Origin of the sequence: Streptomyces sp. NPDC020362 (assembly GCF_040642095.1) — a bacterium.
In the GTDB taxonomy this organism is placed as follows: Bacteria; Actinomycetota; Actinomycetes; order Streptomycetales; family Streptomycetaceae; genus Streptomyces.
In genome coordinates, this window is sequence record NZ_JBFAET010000219.1 from 1 (window position 1) to 14,068 (window position 14,068).

Sequence of the window (14,068 nt, forward strand, 5' to 3'; positions counted from 1 at the left end):
TCTCGCGGCCAGCGCCCGAGGTTGGGTCGGTGGGCGGGGGGGCAAGTCGGTGATCCGGCGCCAGGCCGCTTCCTGCTCGTCGGTGTACAGACCCGGGCACCCCGGCGTGGTCCGTCCGTCGGCGCCGACGGCTGTCATGCCGGCGATGACGAGTCCCGAGCCGCCCAGCGCCTGCGTGCTCAGGTGGACCAGTTCGAAGTCGGAGGGCACACCGTTCTGCGCGGAGTACAGCGCGGTGGGCGGTACGACCACACGGTTGCGCAGGCGCACACCGCCCAGCCGGAACGGCCGGAACATCGGAGGCGCCGAGTCGGCCTGCCTGCCGGTCGCCGTGCGGTCCTCGTGCCAGGTGTCCACCGCGTCGGTGAACGCCTCGTCGCGCACGCGGAGGTTGTCGTAGGTGACCCGTCGGCTGCGGGTGAGCAGGTTGAACGCGAACTGGTGAGGCTCCTGACCGGTGTAACGGCCGACGTTCTCGAACCATTCGAGGCTCGCCTGTGCGGCCCGCTGCGTGGATTCGACGACCGGCCTGCGCTCGGCTTCGTATGCGGCGAGCGCACTGGGCACGTCCGGATGCTCGTGGAGGCAGGCTGCCAGGGCGAGGGCGTCCTCCATGGCGAGCTTGGTGCCGGAGCCGATGGAGAAGTGCGCGGTGTGGGCGGCGTCGCCGAGCAGCACGACGTTCTCGTGGCGCCACGTCGCGTTCCGCACGGTGGTGAAGCGGATCCACCGGGAACCGTTGGGTATCAGCCGGTGGCCGTCGAGGTGGTCGCCGAGGATCTCCTCGCACAGCCGGATGCTGTCCTCGTCGTCGGCTCCGGGCGGGACGTCACGCGCGGCGAAGGAGTCGAATCCCGCCCGCCGCCAGGACTCCTCGTCGATCTCGACGATGAAGGTGCTGCGTTTGCGGTCGAACGGGTACGCGTGGACCTGCGCGGTCCCGAAGTCCCGTTCCTCGACGATGAAGGTGAAGGCTTCGAAGACCTTGTCGGTGGCGAGCCACATGTAACGGCAGTGCCGTTCGTCCAGGTCCGGCCCGAAGGTGCGGGCGTACGCGGTCCGGGTCTGCGACCGTACGCCGTCGCTCGCCACCACGAGGTCGTAGGCGGCGGCGAGTTCGGCCGCGGCCGGGGCGTGCGTGCGGTAACGCACGTCCACCCCGAGTGCTGCACACCGTTCCTGGAGGATCTGCAGCAGGCGTTTACGGCCGAGAGCGGCGAAACCGTGGCCGCCCGAGGTCAGGATCCGGCCCTTGTAGCGCACGTCGATGTCGCTCCAGCGGGCGAATTCCGCCGACATGGCCGCGTGGATCTCCGGGTCGGCCTGCGCGATTCCGTCGAGGGTCTCGTCGGAGAACACCACCCCGAATCCGAAGGTGTCGTCGGCCGCGTTGCGCTCCCAGACAGTGATCTCCCACTGCGGCGAGAGCTGCTTGGCCAGGGCCGCGAAGTACAGCCCGCCGGGCCCTGCGCCGATGACTGCTACGCGCACGGCGTCCTCCTTGTGGCTCGAGGAACAACGTATGCCGCAATTCCTACGATCGTCAAGAAAACTAGATAAACGAGTGGGGTCTGCATGAACTGCCCGGCTCAGCCGAGGATTTCGGGAGCCTGGACCCCCGCCTCGGTCAGGAGGTCACGCACCTCGGCCGGCCAGGGCGTGGCACCGGAGGCCCGTGCGGCGGAGTGCGCGATCGTCATCCGGCCGGTGGCGGCCTCCTCGTCACCCTTGCCGCGCACGGTGAACGCGTAGCTCAGCGAGGCGGTCCCGACCCTGGTGACGCCCAGCTCGACGCGGACGAGGTCCCCGAACCACAGCCGGGCGCGGTAGTCGGCCTCGAAGTGGACGCGCGGGGTACTGCCGAAGAGGTAGGCCAGGCCCAGGCGGCGCAGCAGGGCAGCCTCCGCCGCCTCCACCCAGCGGACCACGGTGGAGTGGTGGTAGTGACCGGCGGCGTCGGTGTCGGGCCACTCGACCCGGCGCTCGATGACGATGCTGGGCAGATTCGTCTTACGGGCTTCGGCGGATCCGTCGGCACAGGTGCCGATCGGTGGGGGGGTTGCCCGCCGGGGGCTGGGGGTTTCCACGGGGTGCCTTTCGTCGGCCGAACGGGGCGGGTGCGGGACTTCCGGTGACAGGCCGGGGAAGAGTGCTGCTCGCGTCACGGGCAAGGGGGTGTCAGCCGGCCGCGTTCGCGGCACGTCGGCGCAGCTCACCGCGCTGGAGTTTTCCGTTGCTGGTGCGCGGCAGTTCGGTCACGAACTCGACGGCGCGTGGGTACTTGTAGGGCGCGATGGTCTGCTTGACGTGGTTCTGGAGTTCCTTCACGGTCACGTCGTCGGCGGCAACTCCGGCCCGCAGGACCACGTACGCCTTGACGACCGCGCCGCGCCTCGCGTCCGGGGCACCGACGACGCCGCAGTCCGCCACGTGGGGATGGGCGAGCAGCGCCCTTTCGACCTCGGGACCGGCGATGTTGTATCCGGAGGAGACGATCATGTCGTCACTGCGGGCCACGTACCGGAAGTAGCCGTCCGCATCCCGCAGGTAGGTGTCCCCGGTGATGTTCCAGCCGTTCCGGACGTATGTCGTCTGCCGTGGATCGTCCAGGTAGCGGCAGCCCGTCGGGCCGGTGACGGCGAGCAGGCCCGGCTCCCCGTCGGGGACGGGCGTACCGGCGTCGTCGACGATCGTCGCGCGGTATCCCGGGACGGGCCTGCCGGTCGCTCCGGGACGGATGTCGTCGTCGGCGGCGGAGATGAACACGTGCAGCATCTCGGTGGCGCCGATGCCGTCGATGATGCGCAGCCCGGTCGCCGCACGGAAGTCCTCCCACACCTGCGCGGGCAGAGTCTCCCCGGCGGACACGCATCTGCGCAGACCGGCCAGGCGGTCCACGGCACCGGCAGCCATGATCGCCCGGTACGCGGTGGGGGCGGTGAACAGGACCGTGACGCCGTGTTCGGCGACGAGTTCGGCCAGTTCCTGTGGCGATGCCCGCTCGACGAGGAGCGTCGCCGCCCCGGCACGGAGGGGGAAGACGACCAGACCGCCGAGTCCGAAAGTGAAGGCCAGCGGTGGTGTGCCGGTGAAGATGTCGTCCGGGCGGGGCTTGACGATGTGCCGGGAGAACGTGTCCGCATTGGCGAGCACGTCCCGGTGGAAGTGCATCGTCGCCTTGGGCCTCCCGGTCGTCCCGGAGGTGAAGGCGATGAGCGCCACGTCATCGGCGGCGGTGACGACGTTGGAGAACACGCCGTCCTTGGCCGCGCAGCGCCGGATCAGGTCGTCCTCGCCCTCGCCGCCGTAGGAGAGGACCGTCAGCCCCGGCGTGTCGGCGGCCTCGATCTCGTCGAGGTACCGGTGGTCGCACAGTGCGACGACCGGTCGGCCGATGTCGTGCAGCTGGGTGAGCTCCGCGGCCCGCAGCAGGGGCATCGTGGTGACCGCGACACCGCCGGCCTTGAGCACACCGAACCAGGCGGCCACCAGCCAGGGGTTGTTGGGGCCGCACAGCAGGACCCGGTTGCCGGGGACGAGCCCGAGGTCCTCGGTGAGGACCTGGGCGACCTGGTTGGCGCGGCGCAGCAGGTCGCCGTACGTCCAGCGATCGGTGGGGGTGAGCAGGCAGGGCCGGTCCGCACCCCGGTGCCCGACGGTGTCGTCGAGCAGGCGGGCGGCGCAGTTGAGGCGGTCCGGATACCTCAACTCCGGGAGATCAAAGTGCAGTTGGGGCCAGAGGCGGAAGGGGGGAAGCCGGTCACGGCAGAACGTGTCCACGTGGGCGGATGGGGAGAGCTCCATGGGGCGCACACCTCGGTCTCGGGGGCAGCGAAGGGAGTGCGGCAAGTATTTCGCCAAATTGACGAGCGTCAAGATTTCGCGACATTGATTTTTGTGACGCCCCGTCAGAGCAGACCCGCGGAATCCTCGATCACGGACGGCACGGGCCGAGCATGAGGACCCCCTACGGGACGGCGACCCCTGATGTCTCGTGCAACCCGCAGTGGCCACACCGTCCGACTTGCCGATGTCGAGACATTTACCGCGTCCGACCTGATGTGTTACACGTGTAACACAGCTAGGTCGAGCCCCGCGCGAACACAAGGTATTTCAGACATGCATCCGAAATTGCGAACCCGTAGGTGTGGCCGGCGCACTCCGCCCCCGCACGCCACAGCCGTCGGCACGCGCCCACAGAGCACACGTCCACAAAGAGAGGCGGGCATGACGCAATCACCTCCGACAGCCCCGGCTGCACAACCGGACCCCGGCATCGGCCTGGAGTGGCCGCCGCCGCCCTTCCTCTCCCCCGCTCCCCCGGTGGTCGGGCAGGACGGCGTGCGCCACTTCGACTCAGTGACGTACGCGCGCACGCCGGGATACCGGCCGCGCCTGCTCGATGTCCGGGTTCCGGTGTCCGACAAGCCGGTACCGGCCGTCGTATGGATCCACGGAGGCGCCTGGCTCGACGGAGACCGCCGTTTCCCGCCGCCGACCGTGCCCGCCGAGCTGCTGTTCGGCATGATCCTGGGCGCCGGTCTTGCCGTGGTGACCATCGACTACCGGCACAGCCTCGAGGCTCCGTTCCCGGCGCAGCTGCACGACACGAAGGCGGCCATCCGCCATGTGCGCCGCTTCGCCGCCGACCTCGGCATCGACACGGACCGGATCGGCGTCTGCGGAGAATCGGCGGGAGGCCACCTGGCCGCCCTCGCGGGGCTCGTCCGCGCCGACGGCAGCGATGCCCAAGCGGCACTGGAGGGCGGCGAGGGCGTACGGGACGAGGACAGCTCCGTCCGGGCCGTCGTCGCCTGGTACGCGGCCACGGACCTGGGCCCGCTGCTCTCCCGCGCTCTGCCGCCCGCACCGCCCGGCGCCGAGTACCCCGACCCGTTCACGGCGCTGCTGGGCGGCACCCCCGAGCAGCTGCCCGAGCTCGCCCGCGTGGCCAGCCCGGTGACCTACGCGAGCCAGGCGGCACCGCCCCCGTTCCTCCTGATCCACGGAACGGCCGACCGCCTCCTGCCGTACAGCCAGAGCGAGGTGCTCGCCGAGGCCCTCCATCGCGCCGGCGGCCAGGTCACCCTGCAGCCGGTGGAAAGTGCCGGCCACATCTTCCTCGGCGCCCCTGACATGACGCCGATGGTCTCCGGGAGCGTCGCTTTCCTCGCCCGTCACCTGGGCGTTTGAGCCGGGCCGCCCGACCCGTCGCTGCTGACACACCCACGCGTGACGGAGGCTGGGCGGTGTCCGGCGCCGCTCCCCCCGCCACGCCGCCGGTCACCGCGCCAGGCTCCCTGCGGCCCGGTACCGACGCATGTTCCACCTGGCAGCCCCATCGGCCGGCACCCCGCCGTGGCCGGACGTCGCTGCACGCGCACCGGCTCAGCGACACGCTGGCCGGCGCCACCACGGGCGCGGGCACCGCACTGCTTCTGTGGCTGTTCTTGATACCGCTGCCGGCCGGAGAAGCAGCCGCCTCACAGGCACGGGCGGATGCCGGCGGCCCCGCGGGTCACGAGGACTGACGTTGCACGAGGACCGGTTCCAGGCCCAGGACGTCGGGCGGCGTGCCCCGGTCGACCAGCTCGTGCAGGGCGGCGGCGACCTGGGACGGCAAGGGCAGGTCCAGCCGGACGGTCGTCAGCGGGGGCTGCTGCAGGGCCGACACCACGAGGTCGTCGGCTCCGACCACGGCCACGTCCTGCGGGACCGTGAAACCCTTGTTGCGCAGCGCGTGCAGCAGCAGGGCCGCGTACTCGTCGTTGTAGGCGAACACACCGTCCAGGCCCAACTCGGACCAGCGTCCGGCCAGTTCGGCCGCGGACTCGTGGGTGTAGGACATCTCGACCGCGGTGACGGTCGCGGTGCTGCGGGCGGCGACGCCCTGGGCTCCGGCCAGGCGTGGCCGGGCGAACGTCGCCAGGCCACGCTCCTGAGGCATGATCACGCCGATGTTCCGTCGTCCGCGGGCGACGAGGTGCTCGGCGGCGAGTGCGCCGACGCGTGCGTGGTCGAAGTCGACGGTGTGGACGCCCTTCACCACGTGGGAGGCGAACGCCATGACGCCCCGTACGCCCGCTCGGCCCAGGACGTCGGCGGCCTGGTCGGTCAGGCTGTCGCCGTCGAGGGCCAGCACCGCCGCCGGGCGCAGCTCGGCCCAGGCCCGGGCGGCGCTCACGGCGTCGGAGAAGCGTCCGGCGTGCAGCACGGTGACGTACCCGTGGACTTCCAGCGCGCTCTGCAGATCGTCGATCCAGGTGCTGACCAGGCGGCCGACCGCCGAGACGGACGCCGGCACGAGCACGAGGTTGCTGCGGCCCGCCCGCAGCGACCGGGCGGCGGCGTGCGGTACGTAGCCGAGCTGCTGTGCCGCCGCCAGCACCCGGGCACGGGTGCCGGCGCTGACCCGGTGCGCCTGCGTGTTGTTGAGGACGAAGGACACGGTCGCCCGCGACACCCCCGCCAGACGCGCCACATCCGCGCTCGTGACGGCCGCCGGTGCGGTCGGCTCCTTGCCCATGACGTTCCTTACCCCGTCCCACCGGTCGTCTGACCGGCTTCCCCCAGGTTACACGCGTTACCGGTCGGCGCCGCAAGGCAGCTCAGGACCGTACGAGCCACCACCGAAGGAGTCCGATGGAACCCCGGAGCCATGCCGGTTCCCCGTCCTCGTGCCCGTACACCGTGGGCCTCACCCCGCTGCACGGCCAGAGGCTGGAACAGGACCTCGACGCCGTGTACGCCGACCTGCGTCGGCGCAGGGGACCGGTCGCCGCGGTGGAGATCGACCCGGGCGTCACGGCCTGGTTGGTGCTACCGGGAGGTGCTGGAGGTCGTCTGGAACACGGAGCGGTACTCCAGCGACCCACGCCGGTGGACCACCCTGGTCCACGGACTGCTGCCCGAGGGCTCGCCCCTGCTGCCGCTCCTCGGCCCCCGGCCCGCCGCGTCCCGGCTCGACGGGGGGAGCACCTGCAACACCGTCGCGCGACGACCGCGGCCCTCGGCCACATCGACCTGCGGCAACTGAGCCGCCTCGTCCGGCACCGGGCGAACGCTCTCGTGGACGCCTTGGCGGCACGGGGCACCGCCGATCTCGTGGCCGAATACTCCCGTCCCCTCGTGTGGCATGTGTTCGCCCATCCGCCGGGGGTGTCGGAGGATGTGATCACCACGATCGACCCACTGGTCAAGACCATCGCGAACGCCCTCCCCTGCGCGGCGCCCGCGGAGGCGGATCTGCTCAACGCCCTGCGCCGGCTCGTGGCCGAACGGAGTGTCGCACCGGGACCGGACCTTGCGTCGTGGCCGGCCCAGGAAGCCCCGCTGACCGATGACGAGATCGCCCACAATCTGCTGGATCTCGTCCTGATCGGCGGCGAGGGCGCCGTCAGCCGGATCGGCAACGCGGTCCGCGTGTTCCCCGCCCAGGACGGGCCGGCTGCGGCGACGAGGCCCGGCGACCTGGTGCCGCGCCTGGTCGAGCACGCGCTGTGCACGGCCGCACCGCTGCCGAACACCACCGGACGCTGGGCAACTGCGGACACGGTCCTGGCGGGGTACCGCATGCACGCCGGTGACCTGGTGATTCCCTGTCTGGCAGCGGCGAACGCCGACCCGGAGCTCCAGGACACACCGGCCTTGCGCACGCGGGCACATCTGGCCTGGGGCACCGATTCCCACGGTTGTCGCGCCGAGGACGCGGCTCGTCCGATCACGGAAACCGCGGTCGAGGTGCTGCTGAACCGGCTCCCCGGCATCCGCCCCGGCATCCCGGACGCTGCCCTCAGGCGGCCCTCACCATGGTGCGGGGCACCGGCCCCCGTGGCGGTGGTGTTCCCCGCGACCGGCCCGGCGCGCACCGGCCGCGACCCGGTCGCACCTCCCGCGACGGTCATGGACGCGCCGGCCGAGCTGCGCGACGACGGTGCGACGGGCGGGGCCGCCCCGCAGCGATGGGGCTGCTGGAACTCCTTCGGCGGCGGCTGGTAGCCGCACCCGCGAGGGGGGCGTTGCCGGACACGACGGCTCTCGATCCGGCAACGCCCCCGAGGCCGCCGCGCCGCCGCCCTGACGCCACTGCGCCAACGGCCTCTTGAACAGGGTCCGTTCAGCGCATGTGCGGCTCGACGTCCAGCCCGTGGCCGTACGGGAAGAGCGGGTCCTGCGAATCGTTGGGCACATCCTCGTGGCCGGCTACGACGGCCTCCATGTCGCAACCGCCGACGCCCCCGGCGCCGGACGGCCGCGCCGGGGGCGCAGAGCAGACCGGGCGAAGGCCCGGCGGGACCGGCCGACGCCGAGCCGGTCCGCGCGAATTATTCCGCACACTTGACGACCGTCAATTTTGCGACATGTTCATCTCGAGATAAAGCTACACGAGTAACGATCTGGGATCCACCCGACAGTGGCGATGCCTGCAAATCTCGCCAAGCACCTACTCAAAACGCGCCACGAGTGCTACACAAGGCAACACCGCTGATTCAACACGTGTAACCACCCAGTTCCGCGGGTGCCGCCGCATGCGCACGTCGTCATCCAGCGTTCGCCGCTTCACCACCTCAGTTCAGCTCTCAGCTCCCCGTCCGAGGAGTCGCCATGCCCTGCTCCGCCCCCCGCTGCGCGGACCACGCGCCCGTACTGCCCGGTGGTGCCCATGACCACTGATGAACTCATCCAGCCGAAAGCGACGGCCACGGCGCATGAGCCCCGCCGACGCGGCCTCATGCTGCTCCTCCTGCTCGCCAACTCCTCCATGCTCGCCGTGTACATGGGCGTCGGCTCGGTGCTGCTGCCGACCCAGATCGCTCAGATGGACCCGGCCCACAAAGTCACCGTCCTGGGCGTCGTGGGCGGTGTGAGCGCCGTTTTCGCCACCGCGTTCAACCCCATCGCCGGCGCCCTGTCGGACCGCACCGGCCGCAGGAACCCCTGGATCCTCGGTGGCGCGCTCGCCTCGCTCGCCGGGCTGGCCTTCCTCGGCACCGTGCGCACCACCCTGCTGGTCGGCATCGGATGGTGCCTGGTACAGGCGACGATGAACGTCTACCAGGCCGCCGTCACCGCCGTCGTACCGGACCGGATTCCGCCCGCCCGCCGGGGCACGGCCTCCGCCCTCGTCGGACTGGGACTGCCGATCGGCGGCACCCTCGGCGTGATGATCGCCTCGCAGACGGCCGGCCGGCTGCAGGTCGGGTACCTGGTGCTCGGAGCGGTGGCGGCAGGCGCGGCATTGCTACTCACCGGCGTCTGCCGAGACGTTCCGCGTCGAGCGCCCTCGCCTCCTGTCCCACGACGCGAGCGGCTGGCCGCCTTCCTGTCCGCCCTGGCCCACCACGACTTCCGGTGGGCCTTCATCGGACGGGCGCTGATGGTGCTCGGCTACTTCTCGGTCATGGCGTACCAGTTGTACATCCTCGACGACCACATCGCGCTGCCCGAGAGCCTGGCCCCGACCGAGGCGATGGCGATCCTCACCCCTGTCTCGATGGGCGCGATGGCCGTGTCCACGGTGGTCGGAGGTCTGCTGTCCGACCGCTGGAACCGACGCAAGATCTTCGTCGGGCTGTCGGCCGCGCTCGCCGGCCTGGTGACGACGGTCCCCGTCATCAGCCCCACATGGCCGGGCATGCTGGTCTTCAGCGCCCTCAACGGACTCGCCTTCGGGTGCTTCATGGCGGTGGACACCGCGGTGGTCACGCTCGTCCTGCCCCGTCAGGAGGACGCCGCCCGCGACATGGGCGTCCTGAACATCGCCAACGCGGGCCCCCAGATCATCGCACCGTTCGTCGCCTCCACCGTCGTCACCGCGCTCGGGGGATACACCCCGCTGTTCCTCCTCGGCGGGGCCCTCTCCCTGCTGGGCGCACTGGCCATCCTGCCGATCCGAGGAGTGCGCTGACCACGGGTTCCGTCCGCGAAGAGCCCCGGCCGGCGCATGCAGGCTGCTTACGCCGGCCGGTGCTTGTCACCACGTAGGCCCGTCCTCCCGCCACCCCGCCACCCCGTCCTCCCTTTTTCTCCTCCCTGATCGAAGGAGCACTTCGTGAGACGCACGCGAGTCCTGCCCCTGGCCGCGCTGCTGCTGAGCACGCCGGCCCTTGTCGGCGCGGTACCGGCGAGCGCCGCACCGGGCACACCGGCCGGCCCGCTGCGCATCCTGCTCACCAACGACGACGGTTTCGACGCCGTCGGAATCCGCACCCTCTTCCAGCGGCTCACCGCTGCGGGCTACGACGTGACCATCGTCGCCCCGCTCACCAACCAGAGCGGCACCGGGACGAAGATGATGAGCAGCACCACGCTCACGGTCAAGCACCCCGAGCCCCGGGTTTGGGCCGTGGACGGCACTCCTGGTGACGCGGTCTCCTTCGGACTGTCCGAGGTGTTCGCGGACCGCGCGCCGGACCTGGTGGTCTCCGGAACGAACTTCGGGCCCAACCTGGCCGCCCTCGCCACCCACTCCGGAACCGTGGGCGGCGCGGTGGCCGCGCTGGAACAGGGTGTGCCCGCCATCGCGGTGAGCACCGGCGGACTGACGGCTCCGGTGCCGGGGCCCGTCGTCAACGCGATGCGGCCCACCGGCGACTTCACCGTCAAGCTCATCGAACGTCTCAAGGCCCGCGCGACGAACGGGCGGTTGCTGCCCGAGGGAGTGGGCCTGAACGTCAACCACCCGGTGGTCGGTCCCGACGGCAAGGGGACCGCCCTCGGTGCCTCCCTCACGACGCAGGATCCGCAGCCCGTCCTGAAGGCGGACTACACCGACTCCGGTGACGGGACCTGGAAAGTGAACGCCAACGTGGTCTCAGCACCGGCTCAGAAGGGCGGCGATGTGGAGGCGATCAGCGCCGACAAGGTGTCCATCACCCCCATCTCCCCCGACTGGAACACCGGCACTGCCGGCTTCGCCAGGACGGCACGTCTCCTCGCCGGCCTGCGTCCGTAGGCAGGCACGGCACACCCGCCTCCTCCCCGGCACCTCAGGTCACCGGGGAGGAGCGGCCCGCGTCCGCACCAGCCCGTCCACTGTCCTGCGCACCACGCACCCTGGAGGAGAAGTGAAGAGGCACCGCTCGCCACTCGCCTCGACGGCCCTGGCACTGGCACTTTCCCTGGCAGCACTCATCGCCCAACCGGCAACCGCCGCCCCGGCCCAGGGTTCTGGCTCCGGGCGTGCTGAACAACACCACACCCGCTCGGTCGACCACCACCGCTGCCGCATCTGCGCCGGCGCCGACCGACGAGGGCGGCGACCGGTCACCGCTGCTGCCTCCGCGCATGTCGTGCCCTTGCCTGCCGGGCGATGTCGGCTCCATTGTCGCCTGGTCACCCGTACCACGGCGAGCCGTTAGTACCCGGCGGTGCGGATCGGCCGCCGTCGACCGCCCCGATCCCGGCCAGCTCCCCGGCCAGACCGGCGCGGTCGCTCGACGCGCCGACGACCAGCGTCTTCAGAGTGGCGCCCCGAGCCGTGAGAGCGGTGCGGACCGCGGCGGTCTGCTCGTTCTCCTCCTCGGGCACGGCCAACAGCCAGGTGCCGCCGATGCCGGCCGGAGCGGGCTCGCCCAGGCGCTTCCACGACTCGTGGTAGCGCCGGTCGTCGACGGCGGACTGTTCCTTGCGCTGCCGCCGCCACGACGACAGCCTCGGCAGCACGTCGCTGAACGCGTCCCCTGCCCCGATGTCCAGGGTCTCGGCAAGGGCCTGCAAGTCCTCGCGCTCCACGGTCTCCCAGAACTCCGCGTCCACCGGGTCCACCGCCGCGGCGGCAGCGGCGGGCTGCTGGGTCTGCACCCAGTACCGCTCGTGCTCGAACGCGTACGTCGGCAGCTCGGTCTTCCGCGCACCGGCGAATAAGACGCTCCAGTCCACCGCGACGCCGTGGGTGTGCAGGTGCGCGAGAGCCGTGACGAGCGCCTGCCGCTCGGGGCGGTCGGCACGCAGCATCGGCACCGTGACGGGGCCGTCCAGGCAGGCTTGCGCCATGCCGCTGAGGACACCGCCCGGGCCGATCTCGATGAAGGTCTTCACGCCCAGGTCGTGCAGGGTCCGGACACCGTCCGCGAAGCGGACGGCCTCGCGGACGTGCCGGACCCAGTACTCGGGGGTGTAGGCCTCGACGAGCCGGCCCGTGAGGTTGGAGACGACGGGGAGCTGCGGCTTCTCGAAGGCCAGGCCACGGACGACCTGTGCGAACTCCTCCAGCATCGGGTCCATCAGCGGCGAGTGGAAGGCGTGGCTGACCTTCAGCCGCGACGTCTTGCGGCCCTGTGCGGCGAAGGCCGCGGCGATCACCAGGGCCGCCGTCTCGTCACCGGAAACCACCACCGACGAGGGGCCGTTGACCGCGGCGATGCTCACCCCGTCCGTGAGATGGGACCGGACTTCCTCTTCGGTGGCCTGCACGGCGACCATCGCGCCGCCCGCGGGCAGCGCCTGCATCAGCGCGGCACGGGCGGACACCAGCTTCGCCGCGTCGCCCAGGGACAGCGCACCGGCCACGTGCGCGGCGGCGATCTCGCCCACGGAGTGGCCCACGACGAAGTCGGGCCGGACGCCCAAGGATTCGAGGAGCCGGAACAGTGCCACCTCGACCGCGAAGAGCGCGGGCTGGGTGAACCCGGTCCGGTTCAGCGTTGCGGCCTCGACGTCGACCGGGGCGTCCAGCTGGGCGCACACCTCGTCGTAGGCCCTGGCGAAGACGGGGAACGCCGCGTACAGCTCGCGCCCCATGCCGATGCGCTGCGAGCCCTGCCCGGAGAAGAGGAAGCCGGTCTTGCCGCCGGCCGGGCGCCCCAGCAGCACACGGGACGAAGGGGTTCCGGCGGCCAGGTCCTCCAGCCCGAGGAGCAGTTCCTCACGGTTCTCCCCCACGACCGCGGCCCGGTGACGCATGGCCGCGCGGGTCGTGGCCAGCGACAGCCCGACGTCCTGCGGCCGGACCTCGCCCCGCACCAAGGGCAGCAGCCGGGCCGCCTGGGCCTGCAGCGCCGCGTCGCTCCTGGCGGAGAGTACCCAGGCCAGGGGGCCGTCGGCGGGAGCCCCTGCGGGCACCTCGTCCTGGGCCGGCGCCTGCTCGATGATCGTGTGGGCGTTGGTGCCGCTGACGCCGAAGGACGACACGGCGGCCCGGCGCGGGTGTTCGGTCTCCGGCCACTGCACGGCCTCGGTCAGCAGCCGGACGTCACCGGCCGACCAGTCCACGTGCGGCGTCGGCTCGTCCACGTGCAGGGTCCGCGGGAGAACGCCGTGGCGCATCGCCATGACCATCTTGATGATGCCGCCGACACCCGCGGCCGCCTGCGAGTGACCGATGTTGGACTTCAGCGAGCCCAGCCACAGCGGCTGTCCCTCCGGCCGCTCCCGGCCGTACGTGGCGAGCAGCGCCTGCGCCTCGATCGGGTCACCCAGCCTCGTGCCCGTGCCGTGCGCCTCCACGGCGTCGATCTGGGCGGGAGACAGGCCGGCCGATGCCAGGGCCTGGCGGATGACGCGCTGCTGCGCGGGGCCGTTGGGCGCGGTCAGGCCGTTGGACGCACCGTCCTGGTTCACGGCGCTGCCCCGCACCACGGCCAGCACCCGGTGCCCACGCCGGCGGGCGTCGGACAGCCGCTCCACCAGGAGCATGCCGACGCCCTCGGCCCAGCCGGTGCCGTCGGCCCCGGCGCCGAACGCCTTGCAGCGGCCGTCGGCGGCCAGCCCGCGCTGGCGGCTGAACTCCACGAACGCGGTAGGCGTGGTCATCACCTGCACGCCCCCGGCCAGCGCCATGGAGCACTCGCCGCCGCGCAGCGCCTGGATCGCCCAGTGCAGTGCCACCAGCGACGACGAACACGCCGTGTCGACGGTGACCGCCGGGCCCTCAAGGCCGAAGGTGTAGGCGATGCGGCCGGACATCACACTGGCGGAGTTACCGGTCCCGAGATGGCCGTCGGACTCGCCGCCCACCCCGACCAGGAGGTTGACGTAGTCCTGGTATCCGGAGCCGACGAAGACCCCGGTGCGGCTGCCCCGCAAAGACTCCGCGTCGATGCCCGCCCGCTCGAACGTCTCCCACGTG

General features: G+C 71.5%; 9 protein-coding genes. 4 read left to right on the plus strand and 5 right to left on the minus strand.

Annotated elements, in window-relative coordinates; genetic code table 11:
- The 3 genes from AB0H32_RS41105 to AB0H32_RS41115 form a co-directional block, all read right to left on the minus strand.
- The coding region (locus AB0H32_RS41105; protein ID WP_361132380.1) for an FAD-dependent monooxygenase at positions 1-1,491 on the minus strand (1,491 nt) is incomplete at its 3' end.
- Between the two features lie 98 nt (positions 1,492-1,589).
- Positions 1,590-2,087, minus strand: coding sequence for a thioesterase family protein (locus tag AB0H32_RS41110; protein ID WP_361132383.1), 498 nt, complete (start codon positions 2,085-2,087; stop codon positions 1,590-1,592).
- 91 nt (positions 2,088-2,178) lie between these two features.
- Positions 2,179-3,804 carry an AMP-binding protein gene (locus AB0H32_RS41115; RefSeq protein WP_361132386.1) on the minus strand — a complete coding sequence of 542 codons (1,626 nt, stop codon included), beginning with the start codon at positions 3,802-3,804 and terminating at the stop codon, positions 2,179-2,181.
- Positions 3,805-4,227: 423 nt separating this feature from the next.
- Between AB0H32_RS41115 and AB0H32_RS41120 the strand changes: the two genes are divergently transcribed.
- Complete coding sequence (locus AB0H32_RS41120; RefSeq protein WP_361132389.1) at positions 4,228-5,193, plus strand: alpha/beta hydrolase; 966 nt, start codon at positions 4,228-4,230, stop codon at positions 5,191-5,193.
- Between the two features lie 325 nt (positions 5,194-5,518).
- On the opposite strand, the gene AB0H32_RS41125 is transcribed toward AB0H32_RS41120, so the two are convergent.
- The gene (locus AB0H32_RS41125; RefSeq protein ID WP_361132392.1) at positions 5,519-6,526 is read right to left on the minus strand and encodes a LacI family DNA-binding transcriptional regulator; all 1,008 of its coding nucleotides are present in this window, start codon (positions 6,524-6,526) and stop codon (positions 5,519-5,521) included.
- A 116-nt stretch (positions 6,527-6,642) separates the two neighbouring features.
- Here AB0H32_RS41125 and AB0H32_RS41130 point away from each other — a divergent pair, with 116 nt between their 5' ends.
- The 3 genes from AB0H32_RS41130 to surE all read left to right on the plus strand — a co-directional run bounded on the left by AB0H32_RS41130 (position 6,643) and on the right by surE (position 10,954).
- Positions 6,643-7,998 carry a hypothetical protein gene (locus tag AB0H32_RS41130; RefSeq protein ID WP_361132395.1) on the plus strand — a complete coding sequence of 452 codons (1,356 nt, stop codon included), beginning with the start codon at positions 6,643-6,645 and terminating at the stop codon, positions 7,996-7,998.
- 664 nt (positions 7,999-8,662) lie between these two features.
- On the plus strand, positions 8,663-9,907 hold the full coding sequence (locus AB0H32_RS41135) for an MFS transporter (protein WP_361132398.1): 1,245 nt from the start codon (positions 8,663-8,665) through the stop codon (positions 9,905-9,907).
- Positions 9,908-10,051: 144 nt separating this feature from the next.
- Positions 10,052-10,954: a 5'/3'-nucleotidase SurE gene (gene surE / locus AB0H32_RS41140; RefSeq protein WP_361132401.1), complete on the plus strand. Its 903-nt coding sequence runs from the start codon at positions 10,052-10,054 to the stop codon at positions 10,952-10,954.
- 380 nt (positions 10,955-11,334) lie between these two features.
- On the opposite strand, the gene AB0H32_RS41145 is transcribed toward surE, so the two are convergent.
- On the minus strand, positions 11,335-14,068 hold a 2,734-nt coding region (locus AB0H32_RS41145), incomplete at its 5' end, for an acyltransferase domain-containing protein (protein WP_361132404.1).